This is a genomic window from Streptomyces sp. A0958, assembly GCF_004795035.1.
Lineage (GTDB): Bacteria > Actinomycetota > Actinomycetes > Streptomycetales > Streptomycetaceae > Streptomyces.
This window is the reverse complement of the sequence record NZ_SSBK01000032.1, coordinates 19853-38856: the sequence shown is the minus strand read 5'-3', so window position 1 is coordinate 38856 and position 19004 is coordinate 19853. Positions and strand designations below refer to the sequence as shown.

The following is a 19004-nucleotide window of genomic DNA, read 5'->3' as shown; positions in this document are numbered from 1 at the left end:
GAGGTGCGGTCATGCGGTCGGGATTTTTCACTCAGGGCAGGCGCACGGCGAGATGGACCGCGGCCGGTGCGGCCATGGTCATGGCAGGGGTCCTGGCGGGCTGCGGATCGGACGGCGACAGCGGTGGTGGCGGGGGCACCCTCACCGCGTACGTCTACGGCGACGACGCCGTCAAGATCCAGGAAGCGGCGGTCGAGGAGTTCAACAAGACCTCGAAGGTCAAGGTCAAGCTGGTCCCGGTGCCGGGCACCGAGTACGTCAACAAGCTCCGCAGCGCCATGGGCTCGCCCAGTGCCCCGGACATCTTCTACAACTGGGGCGGCGGCTCCATCAAGCCGTACCTCGACGCTGGCCAGCTGGTCGACCTCACCTCGGCCGTCAAGAACGACGCCACCCTCAAGGACGGCTTCCTCCCGTCCATCGTCGAGGCGGGCAGCCTCGACGGAAAGATCTACGGGGTGCCGATGCGCGGCATGCAGCCCGTGATGCTCTTCTACAACAAGACCCTCTTCGCCGAGAACAAGGTCGAGGTCCCCAAGACGTGGGAGGACCTGCAGAAGGCCATCACGACCTTCAAGAGCAAGGGCATCACCCCCTTCGCCCTCGGCGGCTCCGACAAGTGGCCCGAGCTGATGTGGATGGAGTACCTGCTCGACCGGATCGGCGGCCCCGACGTCTTCCGGAAGATCCAGAACGGTGACAGCTCGGCCTGGGGCGACCCGGCCGTCCTCAAGGCGGCCCGGACCGTCAAGCAGCTCGTGGACGACGGGGCCTTCGGCAAGAACTTCAACTCCGTCGACTACGGCAACGGCGGTGCCCCCACCCTGCTCAACAAGGGCAAGGCGGCCATGCACCTGATGGGTTCGTGGGAGTACTCGACCCAGCTCGGCAAGGCGCCGAAGTTCGCCGAGGAAGAACTCGGCTGGGCCGGCTTCCCGACCGTGGCCGGCGGCGTCGGCGACCCGGCCGACGTGGTGGGCAACCCCACCAACTACTGGTCGATCAACTCCCGCACCAAGCACAAGGACGCGGCCATAGCCTTCCTGAAGACCATGGCCTCCAAGTCCTACGCCCAGGCCCTGGTCGACAACGGTGACGTGCCCACCACGTCCAACGCCGCCTCCATGCTCAGCGGCTCGCCCAACCCGAAGTTCGCCACCGACCAGTACGAGATGGTCCAGAACGCCCCGAGCTTCACCCTCTCGTGGGACCAGGCGCTGGAGTCCCGGTACGCCACCCCGCTGCTCACCGAGATCAGCAAGCTGTTCGCCGGCAAGTCCACGCCCGAGCAGTTCGTCGCCGCGATGAAGGCCGTCAAGTAACGATGTCCCACCTCTCTTCGTACACAAAGGTGCGTGGAGGAAGGAAGGCGGCCGTCGGCAACGTCGGCCGCCCCCCGGTCGCCTGGGCCCTGCCCGGCATCGTCTTCTTCGCCCTCTTCGCGATCGTCCCGCTGGGGATCGCCGTCTACCTCTCCTTCTGCCACTGGGACGGGCTGAACTCCCCGACCTCCGTCGGCACGGCCAACTGGACCCGGCTCTTCAAGGACCCGGAGTTCCGCCAGGCCGCCTGGCTCAGCCTGCTCCTCACCTCGATCAGCTGGGCCTTCCAGACCCCGGTGGCCCTGCTGCTCGGCGTCTGGGCCGCCGGCCGGCAGCGCAGCCGCGCCGTGCTCTCGGCCGTCTTCTTCATCCCGCTGCTGCTCTCCACCACGGCCATCGCGATGCTCTTCCACGCGCTGCTCGACCCCAACTTCGGGGTGATCAAGGAGATCGGGCCCTGGCTCGGCATCGACCCGAACATCATGGGCTCCTCCACCGGCGCCCTGCTCACCGTGGCCTTCGTCGGCGGCTGGCAGTTCATGCCCTTCCACACCCTGATCTACCAGGGCGGCACCCGGCAGATCCCGCAGGTCCTCTACCAGGCCGCGGAGATCGACGGCGCCGGCATGTTCCGGCAGTTCTTCCACATCACCCTGCCGCAGCTGCGCAACACCATCACCACCTCGTCGGTCCTGATGATCGTCGGCTCGCTGACCTACTTCGACACCGTGCTCATCATGACCAAGGGCGGCCCCGGCACCGACACCACCGTGCTCCCGTACCTGATGTACCGCACCGGTTTCCAGACCTACGACCTCGGGTACGCCGCCGCGATCGCGACGGCCCTGGTCGTCGTGGCCACCGCCCTCTCGCTGATCCTGGTCCGCTTCAGCGGCTTCGGGAACATGCGCTCCACCCGGGAAGGTATGTGACGAGATGTCGATCGACACCCGCCCCGACGCGCGCCCCGCACAGCCCCTGACCCGCACCCGCCCCGCCACCGCCCGGCGCCGCCGGAAGTGGGGCAACCCGCTGGCCGGCCTCGGCTCGCTGGTCTGGCTCGTGCTCGTGATCGTCCCGCTCTACACGCTCGTCTCCTCCTCGCTCATGCACCAGGACGAGGCGCTGAACGGCGATCCGCTGGCCGTCCCGACCAACCCCACGCTCGACAACTACCGCACGGTGCTGGACAGCGGCTTCTCCACGATGCTCACCAACACGGCGATCGTCGCCGTGGCCACGGTGGCGATCGTGCTGGTGCTCTCGGTGCCCGTCGCGTACGTCGCGGTACGCACCCGCAGCCGGCTCTCCGGCCTCGCCTTCCGCACCTTCCTGCTCGGCGTGGCCATCCCCGCGCAGGCCGTGATCGTGCCGCTCTACCTGCTCATCAGCAAGATGGGCCTGTACGACAGCCTGCCGGCGATCATCCTGCCGACCGCGGCGTTCGCGATGCCGGTGGCGGTGCTCATCCTCAGCGGCACCATGCGCGACGTCTCCGAGGAGATGTACGAGGCGATGGCGCTCGACGGCGCGTCGCCCCTGCGGATGCTCTGGCAGCTGGCGATCCCGATGTCCAAGGCGGGCATCAGCACGGTGGCCATCTACACGGCCCTCCAGGCGTGGAACGGCTTCCTGTTCCCGCTGATCCTGACCCAGTCGGAGGAGAACCGCGTGCTGACCCTCGGTCTCTTCAACTTCATGTCCCAGTTCGGGGTGAACATCCCGGCCGTGCTGGCCGCGATCGTGCTCTCCGTCGTGCCGATCTTCGCCGTGTACCTCGTGGCACGCAAGGCGCTGGTCAACGGACTGATGGGGGTGGGCGGCAAGTAGCGCCCCTGCCGCCACGTACCACCGCACTCTTGAGAGGAATCCCCGCCGCCATGGCAAACCCCCCTGTTCCACACGCCCACACGACCGAAGCGGCCACCGCCGTCGAAGGCCCCTGGCAAGACCCCGCGCTCGGCCCCGAGGAGCGTGTGGCCGATCTCGTCCCCCGGATGACCCTCCAGGAGAAGACCGCCCAGCTGTACGGAATCTGGGTGGGCGCCGACGCCGACGGGGACGGGGTCGCCCCGCACCAGAACGAGATGGTCGACGCGATCGACTGGGACGTGCTGATCCCGCGCGGCCTGGGCCAGCTGACCCGCCCCTTCGGCACCGCACCCGTGGACCCCGCCGTCGGCGCGATCTCCCTGGCCCGGGCCCAGACGGCCATCGCTGGCGCCGGACGGTTCGGTATCCCGGCGCTCGCCCACGAGGAGTGCCTCGCCGGATTCACCGCCTGGGGCGCCACCGCCTACCCGGTCCCGCTGTCCTGGGGCGCGGCCTGGAACCCGGACCTGGTCACCGAGATGGCCCACCGGATCGGCAGCGACATGCGATCGGTGGGCATCCACCAGGGGCTCGCCCCCGTCCTGGACGTGGTACGCGACCTGCGGTGGGGGCGCGTCGAGGAGACCATCGGCGAGGACCCCTACCTGGTCGCCACCATCGGCACCGCCTACGTGCGGGGCCTGGAGTCCGCCGGCATCGTCGCCACCCTCAAGCACTTCGCCGGGTACGCGGCCTCGGCCGGCGCCCGCAACCACTCACCGGTCAGGGCCGGGGCGAGGGAGCTGGCCGACGTCATCCTGCCGCCGTTCGAGATGGCGCTCATCGAGGGCGGCGCACGCTCCGTCATGCAGTCCTACGCCGAGATCGACGGGGTGCCCTCGGCGGCCGACCCGTCCCTGCTGACCGGACTGCTCCGGGACACCTGGGGCTTCGAGGGCACGGTCGTCGGCGACTACTTCGCCATCGGCTTCCTGGAGACGCTGCACAAGGTCGCCGAGGACCGCGCCGACGCCGCCCGCCTCGCGCTCCGCGCCGGAGTCGACGTGGAGCTGCCCACCGTCCGCAGCTACGGCGACGAACTCGTCGCCGCCGTGCGGGCCGGCGCGGTCCCCGAGGAACTCGTCGACCGCGCGCTGCGCCGCGTACTCCTGCAGAAGTGCGAACTGGGGCTGCTCGACCCCGACTGGACCCCGCTGCCCGCACGCCTGCGGGACGCCGGCCCGGAGCAGGCGCGCGAGACCATCGACCTGGACCCGCCGCGCAACCGGGCCCTCGCCCGCGAACTGGCCGAACAGGCCGTGGTGCTGCTCGCCAACCCCGGGGGCGCCCTGCCGCTGAGCGGTACGGGACGGATCGCGGTGGTCGGGCCGCGCGCCGACGACGCGCTGGCCATGCTCGGCTGCTACTCCTTCCCCAGCCACGTCGGCGTCCTGCACCCCGAGGTCGCGATGGGCATCGACGTCCCGACCGTCCTCGACTCGCTGCGCGGCGAGTTCCCCGGCGCCGAGGTCACCGGCGCGCCCGGCTGCGAGGTGGACGGGACGGACACCTCGGGCATCGCCGCCGCGGTGGACCTGGCCCGGGATGCGGACGTGTGCGTCGCCGTCCTCGGGGACCGGGCCGGACTGTTCGGGCGCGGCACCTCGGGGGAGGGCTGCGACGCCGACGACCTCTCGCTGCCGGGCGTCCAGGGCGAACTGCTGGACGCGCTGCTGGACAGCGGCACCCCGGTCGTCCTGGTGCTGCTGACCGGCCGCCCGTACGCGCTCGGCCGCTGGGCGGACCGCACCGCCGCCGTGGTGCAGGCGTTCTTCCCCGGCGAGGAGGGCGGCCCGGCCCTCGCCGCCGTGCTCTCCGGCCGGGTCAACCCCTCCGGCAGGCTCCCGGTCGGCGTCCCGCGCCACCCGGGCGGCCAGCCCTGGACGTACCTCCAGCCGCCGCTCGGCCTCGCCAACGGGGTCAGCAACCTGGACCCGACGCCGCTGTACCCCTTCGGCCACGGCCTCTCGTACACCTCCTTCGCCTGGGAGCCCGGCGCCCCGGTGCCCGAGGAGATCCCCACGGACGGCGGTGCGGACATCGAGCTGACCGTCCGCAACACCGGTGACAGGGCGGGGGCGGAGGTCGTCCAGCTGTACGTGCACGACCCGGTCGCCCAGACCACCCGCCCCGACGTCCGGCTCATCGGCTACGCGCGGGTTCCGCTGGACGCGGGCCAGGAGGCGCGCGTGCGCTTCCGGTTCCACGCCGATCTGGTGTCCTTCACCGGCATCGGCGGCCGGCGGGTGGTCGAGCCCGGGGCGCTGGAGCTGCGGCTCGCCTCCTCCAGCGGCGCCGGGGGCGTCCGGCACACCGCGCACCTGCGCCTCACCGGTCCCGAGCGCACGCTCGACCACCGGCGCCGGCTGGTGTGCGACGCCCTGGTCGAACCCGTGACGGCGACCGCCCCCGTACGGGGCTGACCGCCCCTCGCGCCACCGGGCGGGGGCCGTACGGCCCGCACCGCGCCCCCGCCCCGGTCCCGGCTCCCACCTCGCGCACCGCCCCGTGCCCGTGCCTCCGGCCCTTTCGCCGGATGTGCGAGGAGGTGTCCGAAACTTTCGAAACCGTCGCGCCCGCGCATGCGACCCCACCCCACCCCGGTGACGGGCCCGCCACCGTCCACCGCATCGCGACCCCCGCTGTGCATGTGCTGAAATTCTGGATGGTCGACCCGACGGTGGTGCTGCAGAACCTGGTGGTCGACACCGGCGGCCTCGAACCCAGCTACCCGGGCCCGCCGGAGAGCCTCCGGCTGCGCTGAGCCCGGGGGTCCGGGCCAGGTCCCGCCCGCCCGGCGCGTCGGGCGGGCGGGACGCGCGAAGAGAGAGCGGAACGATGACGAGCGAGAACGAGGACACCGGCGCTCCTGCCGGAACCCTGTCGGCCACCCCCGCCGGAGCGGAGGTCGAGATCAGGGTCGCCACCCCGTCCGGAGAGCTCTCGCTGCGCTGCACCCCGGCCCGCGCCCGGGAACTGGCCACCGCTCTCGGTCTCGCGGCGGACGAGGCCGAGAGCGGCCCGGCCGACCCCGTCACCGTCAGGGCGGCCGAGCTGCGCCGGGGCGACGTACGCGACGGCGACCGCGCCATGACGGTGAAGGCCGTCCGGACCGACGGGGGCACCGCCCACGTCACCTGGGCCTCGGGCGCCGGACGCGGCTGGAACCAGATGTACGACGCGGACGCCCGCATCCCGCTGCGCCGCCGGGGCCGCCTGCCCGGCGCCTGAGCCCGCACGAGCCCGGAGGCCCGCCCCGCCAGGTCGTGCGGCACCAGGGCACGGGGCGCACCCTGGAGAGGAGACCTCCGGAGGTGAGCGCCATGACACGAACCGCTGTCGGATGGCATATCGAGCTGGAATTCGAGGAAGACACCCACCGCACCCGCGCGGCCGCCCTGGTGCGGCTCTCCGACGGTCGGGAGGTACGCGCCCACGGCTACGCGAGCCGCCACCCCTCCGACGCGGAACAGCCCCGGGTGGGGGAGGAGATCGCGGGAGCGCGCGCACTGAACGAACTGGCGATGAAGCTGCTGACCAAGGCCCACGACGAGATAGACGAGGCCTCCGGCCGCACCTCGTACCCGCTGACCTGACGGCCGGGGCGCTGACGGCCGGGGCACTGACGGCCGGGGGCACTCCGGCACTCCGCGCGCCTCCTTGTACGAGGGACGTCGTAATTTGACGGCCGTCGTAGTACGGGATGTATCGTACTAGCGATCCTTCCGTAGCGGCGAAACGGAGTCCGTCGTGAGTGCCCTCTTCGAGCCCTACACCCTCAGGTCGCTTGTCGTGCCCAACCGGGTGTGGATGGCACCCATGTGCCAGTACAGCGCCGAGCCGGTGGGGCCGGGGACCGGTGTGCCCACCGACTGGCACTTCGCTCACCTCGCGGCCCGCGCCACCGGCGGCACCGGACTGATCCTCACCGAGGCGACGGCGGTCAGCCCGGAGGGCCGGATCAGCCCGGCCGACCTCGGTATCTGGAACGACACGCAGGTCGCCGCGTTCCGCCGGATCACCGACTTCGTCAAGGCGCAGGGCTCCGCGGTGGGCATCCAGCTCGCCCACGCCGGCCGCAAGGCCTCCACCGCCGCACCCTGGACCGGCGGCCGTCCGGTGGGCCCCGACGCGCACGGCTGGACCCCGGTCGCGCCCAGCCCGCTGCCGTTCGACACGGGCTACCCGGTGCCGCACGAGCTGACGGCGGACGAGATCCGGGGCATCGTGGACGACTTCCGCGAGGCCGCCCGCCGCGCCCTCGACGCGGGCTTCCAGGTCGCCGAGGTGCACGGTGCGCACGGCTATCTGATCGGCCAGTTCCTCTCGCCCCACAGCAACCACCGCACCGACGAGTACGGCGGCGGCTACGACAACCGCGTCCGCTTCGCCCTCCAGGTGGTCGACGCGGTCCGCGAGGTGTGGCCCGAGGATCTGCCCGTCTTCTTCCGCGTCTCCGCCACGGACTGGCTCACCGAGAACCCCGAGGACGAGCGCGAGGGCTGGACCGCCGACGAGACCGTGCGCCTGGCCACGGAGCTCCAGGCGCACGGCGTCGACCTGCTCGACGTCTCCACCGGCGGCAACGCCCCCCGCGCCCGGATCGCGACCGGCCCCGGCTACCAGGTCCCCTTCGCCGAGCGCGTGAAGCGGGAGACCTCGCTGCCCGTCGCGGCCGTCGGCCTCATCACCGACCCGCAGCACGCCGAGAAGATCCTCACCGAAGGCCGCGCGGACGCCGTGCTCCTCGGACGCGAACTGCTGCGCAGCCCCTCGTGGGCCCAGGGCGCGGCCCGTGAACTCAACGGCACGGCGCACGCCCCCGAGCAGTACGGCTACGCGATCTGACCGCACCGCCCCGGCGGTCCCGTCCGCGCCTTCCGCCCCTCTCCGCCCCCTTCGCACCCAAGGTGCGCGAAGGGGGCGGTCTGCGTGGACCTCTTGGCGGAACCGCCCCGCCCACTGTTTTCTGTCGTTGTTTTCTATCGTTGAAAATTCTCCGCGCACGACTGTTGTTTTGCGTTTGGTGCTGTGGCTCAATGTTCGATTGTGTGCTGTGCCTCACAGGTTCGAGGCACTTCAGCTCTCTCGACAGGACGACGCCTTGAGACGACAAACGCCCCGCCCCCGCGCTCTGTTCAGGACGGCGGCCTGCGCCGCCGCGCTGCTGATCCCCCTCGGTGCCACCCTGGTCCCGGCCGCCGCTGCCACGCCCGCGGCGGCCGCCGGCGCCGCCTCCGCGTCCACCTTCAAGGCCGCTGACCCGGCCACCACCGTCCACGGGCTGAAGGGCGAGTACTTCAGCATGTCCGCGCCCGGCGCGCGGGACTTCGACAAGCTCGGCGGCGTCGCCCTCGACCCGCAGATCAACTTCCCCGGTCTCACGGGCACGTTCGAGTCCACCACCGGCCGCACCGAGAACACCACGGCCCGCTGGACGGGCAACATCACCGCGCCCGAGGACGGCGACTACACCTTCGCCGCGACCGGCGACAACGGCTTCCGGCTCTTCATCGACGGCAAGACCGTCATCGACCACTGGCTGCCCGACTGGGACAACGAGCAGACCAGCGAGCCGATAACGCTCAAGGCCGGCGAGCCGCACACGTTCAAGCTGGAGATGTTCCAGGACGCCGGCGGCGCCAACATGTTCCTGCGCTGGTCCAGCGCGAAGCTCGCCAAGCAGCTCGTCCCGGAATCCGCCTTCACCCCGCCCGCCGACTTCGAGGTCTACCCGGTCGGGCTGAGCGTCGCGGACGACGGCCTGAAGCTCCGGCTGGCCTTCGAGGACAAGGTCAGCGGATACGCGGACCTGAAGAAGCACCTCACCATCGAGGCCGACACCACGCCGATGCCGGTCAAGTCCGTCACCCGGGCCCCCGGCAACTCCAAGCAACTCGTCGTCACCCTCGCCGCCGCCGTCCAGAAGGACCAGCGCGTCACGGTCGCGTACGACGGCCGAGCCGGTCTCAAGGCGGGCCGCGAGACCGTCCCGGAGATCAACCGCACGGCCACCAACCTCTCCACCCACCGCCTCACCACCACCTGGGGCGACAAGCTCGACCGCAACCATCCGCTGCCCGAGTACCCCCGGCCGCAGCAGGTGCGCGACAAATGGCAGAACCTCAACGGCCCCTGGGAGTTCGCCGGGGCCAAGGCCGGCGAGAAGCCCGTCTTCGGCAAGAAGCTCGGTGAGCGCATCACCGTGCCCTTCCCGGTCGAATCGCAGCTCTCCGGCCTGGAGCGCCACGAGGACCACATGTTCTACCGCAAGCTCGTCACCGTCCCGAAGAACTGGGCCGTCAAGAGTGACAAGCACGGCAAGGGGCAGAGCAACCGGCTGAAGCTCAACTTCGGCGCCGTCGACTACGAGGCGACCGTCTGGGTCAACGGCAAGAAGGTCGCCGAGCACACCGGCGGCTACACCGCCTTCAGCGCCGACATCACCGACGCGGTCAAGGGCAGCGGCCAGCAGGAGATCGTCGTCGCGGTCACCGACACCACCGGCGCCGACCAGCCCACCGGCAAGCAGTCGGCCAACCCCGGCGGCATCTTCTACACCGCCTCCTCCGGTATCTGGCAGACCGTCTGGATGGAGCCCGTCGCCCCGGCGGCCGTCGACTCCCTGACGACCACGCCCGACATCGACAAGGGCCGGCTCGCCCTGACGGTCAACTCCGCGGACGCCTCGAAGTCCGCCCAGATCACCGCCGTCGCCCGCGACAAGAAGGGCAAGGTCGTCGGCAGGGTCTCCGGCCCGGCCAACCGCGAACTGAGCCTGCCGGTGGCCAAGCAGCACCTGTGGACGCCGGACGACCCCTACCTGTACGACCTGGAGGTCACCCTCAAGGACGGCAGCTCCAAGGACACCGTCGACAGCTACTTCGGCATGCGTTCCATCGGCATCGCCAAGGTCGGCGGCTACCAGAAGCTGGTCCTCAACGGGAAGCCGTTCTTCTCCCTCGCCCAGCTCGACCAGGGCTTCTACCCGGACGGCCTGAACACCGCGCCCAGCGACAAGGCCCTCGTCTTCGACCTGAAGGCGCAGAAGGACCTCGGCTTCAACTCCGTGCGCAAGCACATCAAGGTCGAGCCCGCGCGCTGGTACTACCACGCCGACCAGCTCGGTCTGCTGGTGTGGCAGGACTTCGTCTCCGGCGACCTCACCGGCGACAAGGGTCACCAGGCATTCCTGGACCAGGGCGCCGAGATGATGGCCCAGCTGCACGACTACCCCTCGATCGGTGCCTGGATCGTCTTCAACGAGGGCTGGGGCGAGTGGGACCGCACCGAGACCGGCAAGATCACCGAGCAGGTCCAGGCCGCCGACCCCTCCCGCGTCGTCAACGCCCACTCCGGTGTCAACTGCTGCAACTCCAAGGGTGACTCCGGCAAGGGCGACATCATCGACCACCACGACTACAACAACACCGACCCGGCCTTCCCGGACGCCGACCGCGCGGCGATGGACGGCGAGCACGGCGGCTTCACCCTGCGGATGCCCGGCCACATGTGGCCCGGCGCGCCCACCGCGATCTACAGCGGTGTCGCCGACAAGGCCGCGCTGACCGCCAAGTACGTCGAGAACACCCGCGACCACTACCTGGAGGCGGCCGGCGCCGAACTCTCCGGCTCCATCTACACCCAGGTGACCGACCTGGAGAACGAGCTCAACGGGCTCTGGACGTACGACCGCCGCGAGATCAAGGTCGACGCCGCCCAGGTCCGGAAGATCAACCGCCAGGTCATCGCCGCCGGCGCCGCGGCCGGCCGGCGGACACCGGTCAAGGGCGGTGGCGCCTGGTCCCTGGACGAGAACAAGGGCACCAAGGCCGCCGACAGCGGGCCGAACCACAAGAACCTCACCCTCTCCCCGGGCACCTCCTGGACGGCCGGCGTGCACGGCTCGGCGCTGAAGTTCGACGGCGAGGGCCAGTACGCCGAGACCGACGGCCCGGTCGTCGACACCACCGGCGACTACACCGTCTCCGCCTGGGCGTCCCTGGACGCGCTCCCGGGCAACTACGCCACCGTCGTCAGCCAGGACGGCCGGCGCCAGGAGAACCCCTTCTACCTCCAGTACGGCCAGGGCGCGTTCGCCTTCTCCACCCCCGGCGCGCACCGGGCCCGGCTGGAGATGACGCCCGAGCTCGGCCGGTGGTACCACCTGGTCGGCGTCCGCAGCGGTGACGAGATCAAGCTGTACGTGGACGGCAAGCTCGCCGCCACCGCGCCGGCCGGGTCCGCCGACGTCAGCAGCGGCGCCCTGTCCGTGGGCCGCGCCAAGTGGTCGGGCGGCAACACCGACTTCTGGAACGGCTCCGTGGACCAGGTGCGCGTGTACGACAAGGCGCTCACCGACCAGGAGGTGACCGCCCTGCACGACGGCGAACAGCCGTAGGGCCCCGGCCCCAGGTCCGCTCCCGGCGCTAGGCGGCGACAGCCGCACCGCCGGGAGCTTCGGCCTTTCCCAAGGCCTGTCGTCACATTCCCGTCGTTCGCCCGGAGGGCGGGCGCGGCAGACGGGAATCTGACGACAGGGCCTAGACAGCCGAGGCCGGGCCCCCGGTGCTCTCCCGGACCAGCAACCGGTGCGGGACGACGATCCGGCGTGCGGGCAGCGCGGCCAGCCGGCCGAGCACGCGCTCGCTCAGGCACTGCACCGCCCGCTCGGCGATCTGCGCCCGGTCCGGGGCGATGGTGGTGAGCGAGGGGGTGGAGAACCGCCCGTCCTCGATGTCGTCGAAGCCCACCAGCGCCAGCTCCTCGGGCACCCGCACCCCCTGTTCGGCGGCGGCCCGCAGCGCCCCGAGGGCCAGTTCGTCGCTGAAGCAGAACACCGCGTCCGGGCGCTCGGGCATCAGCAGCAGCTCACGCAGCGCCCGCGCCCCCTCGCCCCGGTGCAGGTCGGACACCTCGATCTCGGCGAGCAGGCTCAGCCCCGCCTCCCGCAGCCCCAGCCGGAAACCCTCGGCCCGCAGCTCGGCCGTGCCGTGCCCCAGCGCGGACTGCAGCCCGATGGCGGCGACGCGTCGGCGGCCCAGGGCGGCGAGGTGACGGGCGGCGTCGCGGGCCGCCGCCACGTTGTCCAGCGCCACATGGTCGATGGACCCGAGCGGGTCCAGCTCGCCGAGGACGACCAACGGCAGGCCGCCCGCCAGTGAGGCCAGTTCGGCGGGGGGCGTCGACCACGGGCTGACGATCATCCCGTCCACCTGGTGTCCCTCGGAGCCGTCAAGCAGCCGCCGCTCCAGCTCCGCCCGGCCCCCGGTGCGCTCCAGGAGCACCGTCCAGCCGCGCTCCTGTGCCGCGTCGATGAGGAGCCCCGTCAGCGCGCCGAAATAGGGGGAGTGGATCTCCGGGACGACCACGCCGATGAGCCCCGTGCGGCCCTGGCGGAGGTTGCGGGCGGCGAGGTTGGGGCGGTACCCCAGCTCCTCCACCGCCGCCAGCACCCGGGCCCGGGTCGCCGGGGCGACGGCGGCCGCGTTGCTCACGACGTTGGAGACGGTCCTGACGGACACGCCCGCGAGCGCGGCGACGTCCTTGAGTCTCGCTGCCACGGTCGTTGCTCCTGCTCTCTGCGTACGGGGACGGCGGACCGCGCCCCTTGCGCAGTGACCGTAACAGGTGGCGCGGGGCCCGCCCGTGCAGACTCTTGCCACGTTGGTTGCAACGTTGCAATATGGAGCTCCGCCCCGACGGAAGGACCACGCCATGCATGAGGCCGCGACCACCACCGCCCCGTTTCCGCACCCCGACGCGGCGGTGCGGGACCTGTACACGGCAGGGATCACCGCGTGCCGCGGGGCGTTCGGCCCGCAGTGGGCGGACCGGATGCGCGAGGACATCGACGCCGCCTTCACCGAGGCGCGCGGCCGGGAGGGCGGCGCCGTGGGACGCGGCCCGCACCGGTACTACGTGGAGATACACCCCGAGCAGCTGCGCGGCTTCGTGGACCTAGTGGACCACCCCTGGGTGCGCGCGGTCAGCGAGGCGGTCCTCGGCCCCGACTACCGCATCGTCGAGCTCGGCTTCGACGTACCGCTGGCCGGGGCGGTCAACCAGCCCTGGCACCGCGACTTCCCCATGCCCGAGGCCACGCGGAACGAGCGCCGGCTCACCTCGCTCGCCTTCAACCTCACCGCCGTCGACACCCGGGAGGACATGGGACCGTTCGAGATCGCGCCCGGCACGCAGTGGGACGACGACGCCCGTTTCGGGCACGCCATGTTCCCGCGCCGCGAGGACTACCCGCGCTACGAGGCCCTGGCCGAGCGCAAGTACCCGCAGCGGGGCGACATCTCGGCCCGCTCCGCCCTGACCATCCACCGGGGCACGGCCAACCAGTCGCCCGACCCCCGCCCGGTCCTGGTGCTGGGCGTCGACGCCCCCGGCGCGGGCAACGACGGCCACCACGACATGGCGGTCACCCGGGAGTTCTGGGCCGCCCTGCCCGAGCGCGTCCGGGCACACCTCGGCTGCCCGGTGGTCGACAGGCTCGCGCCCATCGTCCAGAAGCACACCATCGAGGGCCTGGTCATGGGCGACGCGTGACGGTGCCGGGGCCGGGCGGAGGACCCGCCCGGCCCCGGCGCTCGCCTCACTTCATCTCAGGGAGCCCAGGGCGTCTCCACCGCCCACGTCGTGTCCTCGGTGAACGTGGCCGGGTTGTCCCAGGCGTGCCCGCCGCCGGGGGTGGCGAGCCACACCTCCGAGTCGATGTGGCGCAGATAGCTGCCCGGCAGGTTCGCGCTGGTCAGCCGCACACCTCCATTGCCGGCGACCGCGCACCAGGTGGCGTCGGCCTTGTAGAGCGCGGACCCGTCGTTCGCGTCGCGGCGGACCCGGAAGTCCCGGTGGCGCAGGTACTCGCCGGGGTAGTTGCGCGACTCGAAGGAGTAGCAGTTGCCGTTCGCCAGGCCGGGGACGACCTTCCAGGTGGCGTCGTTCTTGAGCAGTGCGCCGCTCCCGTTGTCGACCACCTCGGTGAAGGCGAGCCCGTTCTGGTGGCGCAGGTATTTGTTGGTGTACCCGGGGGTGGTGACCCGCAGCGACTTGTACTGCCCGGTGGGCAGGGTCACCGGCGGGGCCGGGTTCTTCGAGGCGTTGACGAGGGCCTGGTTCGCGGCCCGCACCCGGGCCGCGTCCACCTTGACGACCTGGCGGTCGTAGGTGAGGAGCCCGTTCGCCTCGTTCTCCACATCGGTGATCTCCGTGTAGACCGAGGCGGACAGGCCCGCCGGCAGCTGGCCGACCCGGATGCCGTCGATCAGCCCCGTGAACCGGTCGTTCAGCGCGGAGACGCTGGGCTGGTCCTCGTAGCTGAAGCCGCCGCCGGGGAACCACTCGTGACCGGGAACCCGGTAGCCCAGGCCGCCGAACTCGCCGAGGACGGCCGCCCGGGTGGCGGTCGGTGCGGTGTTGCCGGGGCCGACGTAGACGTGGTTGTCGACCACGTCGCCGTTGCCGCCGTCCACCGAGCCGCAGCAGTTGACCCCGCTCATGTTGTCGACCAGCCGGCTCGGGTCGTACGCCTTCACCTCATTGGCGATCCTGGCCTGGTCGTACTGGCCCCAGCCCTCGTTCTGGTCGACCCACATCACCAGGGAGGGCGAGCTGCGGTGCTGGTCGATGATCGCGTGGAACTCGGACTCCCACTGGGTGCGGGCCGCCGCGTCGGGGCTCTTGCCGGTGTCCATGGCCGGCATGTCCTGCCAGACCAGCAGCCCCAGCTTGTCCGCCCAGTAGAACCAGCGCTGCGGTTCGACCTTGATGTGCTTGCGGACCATGTTGAAGCCGAGGTCCTTGTGCGCCTGGAGGTCCGACTTGAGGGCGGCGTCGGTCGGTGCGGTGTAGATGCCGTCCGGCCAGTAGCCCTGGTCCAGGGTGCCCGTCTGGAAGACGAACTTCCCGTTCAGCACCGGCCGCAGGACGTTGTCGACCTTCGCGACGGCGATCGAGCGCATGCCGGTGTAACTGCCGGCCGAGTCGGTCACGGCGGACCCGTCGAGCAACTCCGCCTTCACGTCGTACAGGAACGGGTCGTCCGGAGTCCACAGATGCGGGTTCGGCACCGGCACGGAGAACGGGGAGCCGGTCGTACCGGTGGCCGTGCCGACGACGGTGCCGCCGCTGGAGACGGTGACCCTGGCCGTGCGCCCGGCCGCCGACGCGGCCTGCACGGTCACCCGCAGGGTGCTGTCACCCAGGTTCGGGGTCATGTCCAGGCGGGTGATGTGGGCGGCGGCGACCGGTTCCAGCCAGACGGTCTGCCAGATGCCGGAGGCCGCGGTGTAGAAGATGCCGCCCCCGTTGTGCGGCTGCACGTCGTTGACGCGCTGCTTGCCGACGGCCTGCCCGCCGGTCTGCGTCGGGTCGTAGACGGAGACGACGACCGTGTTGGTGCCCCCGTTCAGCTGCGGGGTGATGTCGTACGCGAACGAGTCGTACCCGCCCTTGTGCGCGCCCACCCGGGTGCCGTTGACCCAGGCCGTGGTCTGCCAGTCGGAGGCGCCGAAGTTGAGCTCGACCCGGCGGCCGTTCCAGTTCGACGGCACGGTGAAGGTCCGCTTGTACCAGAGCTTGTCGTTCTCGGTGATCTTGCGCTGGATGCCCGAGAGCGCGGACTCGGCGACGAAGGGCACCCGGATCTGGTCGGGGAACGAGGCCGGCTGCCCGGCGTCCCGGCCCGTCACCGCGAAGTCCCAGATGCCGTTGAGGTTGGTCCAGTCGGGCCGGGTCAGCTGCGGGCGCGGGTACTCGGGCAGCGGCTTGTCGACCGGCACCTGGTTGGTCCAGGGCGTTGTCATGGGAGGGGACTTGGGCGACCAGGACGCGGCGCCGGCCGGTGCCGCACCGATCCCGGCCATCGCGGTGGACACCAGGGCCAGCAGACCGGTCGTCGCGACCGCCCGTCTCCACCAGGGCCTTCGTCCGGGTACACGTAAACGCCTCACAGGTTCGTCTCCTTTTGATTCGGTTCGGCCCCCGGGGGCGGGGAGCGGTACGGGAGTGCGCGGAGCACCGGGAATCAGACGAGTTGCCAGAGGTGGTCGTCGGTGCCGTTGTCGGCGAACTGGACGACGTGGGCGCTGTCGGCGGTGGACATGGTGTCGACGCCCAGCACCTTGCCGGAGTGGCGGTTGCGGATGCGGTACCAGCGGTCGCCGTCCGGGACGAGTTGCCAGAGGTGGTCGTCGGTGCCGTTGTCGGCGAACTGGACGACGTGGGCGCTGTCGGCGGTGGACATGTTGTCCACGCCCAGCACCTTGCCCGAGTGATGGTTGCGGATGCGGTACCAGCCGTCGCCCTCGGCAACGAGCCGCCAGTCGTGGTCGTCGGTGCCCGTGTCCCCGAACTGGACGACGTGGGCGCTGTCGGCGGTGGACATGGTGTCGACGCCCAGCACCTTGCCGGAGTGGCGGTTGCGGATGCGGTACCAGCGGTCGGCGAGCCAGGGCCGCGCGTCCGGGGCAGCCGTGGGGAACGAGGTGATGCGCAGCCGGGCCGCCCCCATCGGGACGAGCGTGATGTCCTCCACCGGCTCACCGCTGCGCGCCGGGGAGTCCTGGAGCGGGGCGACGACATGCTCGTCGTCCGCCGTCCACTCCGGGATGCGGCGGGCCTTCGCGGTGATCGTCAGCGGGGTGCCGTCGAGCGTGAAGGGGTTGTCGCCCTCAGCGCGCCGGGACGTGCGGGGGTGCAGGGAGGCGGCCGGATTCTCCGCGTCCAGGACGAGCCCGTAGTTCCACGGGCCGGTGGCGTGGACCGCGTACTCCGGGAACTGATTGGTGCCGCCGATGCGCTCGTACGTCTCCCCGATGCGCAGGGAGTACGTGAGCGGGCCGCGGTCCACGCTGACGGAGCCGCGGTTGTGCTCCCAGGTGCGGACGGTGGTCCGCTGCGGGAAGCGCAGGGTGACCCGGTCGCCGTCGGCCCACGTGCGGTCGATCCGGCTGAAGGCCGGGCCGGCCGGCGCGTCCACGCCCCGGCCGTTCACCACGATCTCCGGGGCGTCGCACCAGGCGGGGACGCGCAGCACCAGCGGGAAGCCCAGCCGCTTCGGCGCCTTCAGGGTCAGGGTGACCGTGTCGGTGAAGGGGTAGCCGGTCTCCTCGGTGAAGGTGACCTCGGTGCTGTCGGCGACCTTCGCGGTCACCTCGCAGGCGGCGTACATCGCGGTGGCGAGACCCCCGTCGGGGGTGGCGAGCCACAGCTCCTCGGTGAAGTACGGCCAGCCCATGCCGTAGTTGTGCGGGCAGCAGCGGTACTGGTCGACGCCGGGCAGGAACGCCTGCATGGCGAAACCGTTCTGGTACTGGCGCTCCGACTTGGGCACGTTGTCCAGGTCGACGCTGTTGGCGCTGGTGATGTAGTGGACCGCCCTGCCCGAGGGGTCGAGCGAGGCGGGCAGCGAGTTGAAGGCCAGTTCCTCGCAGCGGTCGGCCCACAGCGGGTCGCCCGTGATCCGGGTCAGCAGCTGGTGGCTGGCCATGAACTCGACGATGCCGCAGGTCTCGAAGCCCTGTCGGGGGTCGCCGTGCCCGGGCCGCGCGTTCTCGTCCCCGGCGAAGCCGCCGCCGGGGAACTGGCCGTACTGGTCCATGGCCCTGCCGTACGTCCCGTACGTGTCGCGGGTGTCCTGGGCCGAACCGCTGCGCAGCGCGTACTGGGCGGGCTCGCGGAAGCCCTGCGCGATGTTCACGTTGTGCGGGTTGACCAGGTTGTCGCCCCAGTCGGCACCGTAGGCGTGGATCTTGTCGGCGAGGTCCAGCAGGAAGGTGTCGCCGGTGCGGTTGAACAGCCAGAACACGCTGTCCAGGCCGTCACCCCAGCGCAGGGCGATCCAGCTGGTGTTGAAGGCGCCGGGGCCCTGGGTGTTCATGTAGCGGAAGAACCGGCTCAGGAAGGGGATGACCCGGGTGTCGCCGGAGTACTCCTGCCAGGAGCGCAGGGCCTGCACCAGCGGCAGGAACGGCCAGAAGTCCGGGCCGCCGTTCAGCGACGTACGCAGCGACTCCGGGCCGAAGAACCCGTCGGACTGCTGGGTGGCGAGGATCGCGTCGAACCAGCGGCGCACCGCCGCCAGGGCCTGCGCGTCGCCGGTGACGATCGCCAGGTCGGTGTAGCCGCGCAGCCAGTACGGGACCTCCTCCCAGCCGCCGAGTTCGGGGCGGACCCAGCCGGTGGCCGTGAAGTCCAGGAAGTGCGAGAACTCCTCGTAGCGGCCGCACAACCCGTCGAGCTGGAGCTTCAGCTGTCCGGCGAGCCAGCCGCGCGCGGTGACCCGGCCGGGCGGGAGCCTCAGGAAGGCGGTCGGGTGCAGGGGAGCGGCGTTGGGGGAGTAGTGGCCGCCGTGGGCCGGTCGCACCCGGTGCGCGGAGGCGGTCGCGGTGGAGGACCAGCGGCCGGCCGCCGTGGTGGCGGCGACGGTGGCCAGAGCGCCGGTCATGAGCTGTCTGCGGTTAAGGGGCATGGGGGGAGGGCTCCTGCTCTGCCGGACATGGGCTCCGGCTCAAGGAAGGCGCATCAGACAAGGAGGGCCGCCACGGCGCAGCGGTCCGGACCGGCTGCGCGCACGACGAAGCGCGCCGTCGCGATCCGGGGAGGGCGCGGCGGCACTTTCTCTGCAACGTTGGAAAATGGGGTTCCGGCGGTATGACAGCACGCCGCCAAGCGGCTGTCCAGGGGTCCGGCAGCAACCCGTGGGCCGGGGTGGTCCGCGCGGGCCAGGTGGCTCCGACACATTTTGGAAACGCATCGACCACGCTCTTGCCGCCCGTGCCGCACCGCCTATATAACGTTGTA

General features: G+C 71.3%; 13 protein-coding genes. 10 read left to right on the top strand and 3 right to left on the bottom strand.

The genetic code is table 11. From position 1 onward, the window contains the following. Window positions 1-74 precede the first annotated feature (74 nt). The 9 genes from E6P78_RS25690 to E6P78_RS25650 all read left to right on the top strand — a co-directional run bounded on the left by E6P78_RS25690 (window position 75) and on the right by E6P78_RS25650 (window position 11595). A complete protein-coding gene (locus tag E6P78_RS25690; protein WP_136206043.1) occupies window positions 75-1322 on the top strand; it encodes an extracellular solute-binding protein in 1248 nt (415 codons plus the stop codon). A gap of 2 nt (window positions 1323-1324) precedes the next feature. Next, window positions 1325-2254: a sugar ABC transporter permease gene (locus E6P78_RS25685; RefSeq protein WP_136206018.1), complete on the top strand. Its 930-nt coding sequence runs from the start codon at window positions 1325-1327 to the stop codon at window positions 2252-2254. Between the two features lie 4 nt (window positions 2255-2258). Further along, on the top strand, window positions 2259-3152 hold the full coding sequence (locus E6P78_RS25680; RefSeq protein WP_136206017.1) for a carbohydrate ABC transporter permease: 894 nt from the start codon (window positions 2259-2261) through the stop codon (window positions 3150-3152). A 50-nt stretch (window positions 3153-3202) separates the two neighbouring features. Next, window positions 3203-5617, top strand: a complete 2415-nt coding sequence (locus E6P78_RS25675; protein ID WP_136206016.1) for a glycoside hydrolase family 3 N-terminal domain-containing protein — start codon at window positions 3203-3205, stop codon at window positions 5615-5617. Window positions 5618-5742: 125 nt separating this feature from the next. Further along, on the top strand, window positions 5743-5958 hold the full coding sequence (locus E6P78_RS25670; RefSeq protein ID WP_136206015.1) for a hypothetical protein: 216 nt from the start codon (window positions 5743-5745) through the stop codon (window positions 5956-5958). 74 nt (window positions 5959-6032) lie between these two features. Continuing rightward, entirely contained in the window at window positions 6033-6425 is a 393-nt protein-coding gene (locus tag E6P78_RS25665; protein WP_136206014.1) for a hypothetical protein, read from the top strand. 92 nt (window positions 6426-6517) lie between these two features. Then, window positions 6518-6790 carry a DUF1876 domain-containing protein gene (locus E6P78_RS25660; protein WP_136206013.1) on the top strand — a complete coding sequence of 91 codons (273 nt, stop codon included), beginning with the start codon at window positions 6518-6520 and terminating at the stop codon, window positions 6788-6790. 154 nt (window positions 6791-6944) lie between these two features. Beyond that, window positions 6945-8042 (top strand): NADH:flavin oxidoreductase/NADH oxidase, encoded by a 1098-nt coding sequence (locus E6P78_RS25655; protein WP_136206012.1) that lies wholly within the window; start codon window positions 6945-6947, stop codon window positions 8040-8042. A gap of 256 nt (window positions 8043-8298) precedes the next feature. Further along, window positions 8299-11595: a LamG-like jellyroll fold domain-containing protein gene (locus E6P78_RS25650; RefSeq protein ID WP_136206011.1), complete on the top strand. Its 3297-nt coding sequence runs from the start codon at window positions 8299-8301 to the stop codon at window positions 11593-11595. Between the two features lie 142 nt (window positions 11596-11737). Here E6P78_RS25650 and E6P78_RS25645 read toward each other — a convergent pair whose 3' ends face one another. Next, a complete protein-coding gene (locus E6P78_RS25645) occupies window positions 11738-12757 on the bottom strand; it encodes a LacI family DNA-binding transcriptional regulator (RefSeq protein ID WP_136206010.1) in 1020 nt (339 codons plus the stop codon). A 154-nt stretch (window positions 12758-12911) separates the two neighbouring features. Between E6P78_RS25645 and E6P78_RS25640 the strand changes: the two genes are divergently transcribed. Further along, window positions 12912-13751, top strand: a complete 840-nt coding sequence (locus E6P78_RS25640) for a phytanoyl-CoA dioxygenase family protein (RefSeq protein WP_136206009.1) — start codon at window positions 12912-12914, stop codon at window positions 13749-13751. 56 nt (window positions 13752-13807) lie between these two features. Here the strand turns inward: E6P78_RS25640 and E6P78_RS25635 are convergent, their stop codons facing one another. Then, window positions 13808-16066 carry an AbfB domain-containing protein gene (locus E6P78_RS25635; RefSeq protein WP_240799375.1) on the bottom strand — a complete coding sequence of 753 codons (2259 nt, stop codon included), beginning with the start codon at window positions 16064-16066 and terminating at the stop codon, window positions 13808-13810. Window positions 16067-16227: 161 nt separating this feature from the next. Then, window positions 16228-18672: an RICIN domain-containing protein gene (locus E6P78_RS25630; protein WP_136206008.1), complete on the bottom strand. Its 2445-nt coding sequence runs from the start codon at window positions 18670-18672 to the stop codon at window positions 16228-16230. Window positions 18673-19004: the final 332 nt, after the last annotated feature.

Coding starts and splice junctions, on each gene's coding strand:
- E6P78_RS25675 (WP_136206016.1), top strand. CDS start 3,203: ATGGCAAACCCCCCTGTTCCACACGCCCACACGACCGAAGCGGCCACC.
- E6P78_RS25635 (WP_240799375.1), bottom strand. CDS start 16,066: ATGGCCGGGATCGGTGCGGCACCGGCCGGCGCCGCGTCCTGGTCGCCC.
- E6P78_RS25685 (WP_136206018.1), top strand. CDS start 1,325: ATGTCCCACCTCTCTTCGTACACAAAGGTGCGTGGAGGAAGGAAGGCG.
- E6P78_RS25640 (WP_136206009.1), top strand. CDS start 12,912: ATGCATGAGGCCGCGACCACCACCGCCCCGTTTCCGCACCCCGACGCG.
- E6P78_RS25690 (WP_136206043.1), top strand. CDS start 75: ATGGTCATGGCAGGGGTCCTGGCGGGCTGCGGATCGGACGGCGACAGC.
- E6P78_RS25680 (WP_136206017.1), top strand. CDS start 2,259: ATGTCGATCGACACCCGCCCCGACGCGCGCCCCGCACAGCCCCTGACC.
- E6P78_RS25665 (WP_136206014.1), top strand. CDS start 6,033: ATGACGAGCGAGAACGAGGACACCGGCGCTCCTGCCGGAACCCTGTCG.
- E6P78_RS25660 (WP_136206013.1), top strand. CDS start 6,518: ATGACACGAACCGCTGTCGGATGGCATATCGAGCTGGAATTCGAGGAA.
- E6P78_RS25630 (WP_136206008.1), bottom strand. CDS start 18,672: ATGCCCCTTAACCGCAGACAGCTCATGACCGGCGCTCTGGCCACCGTC.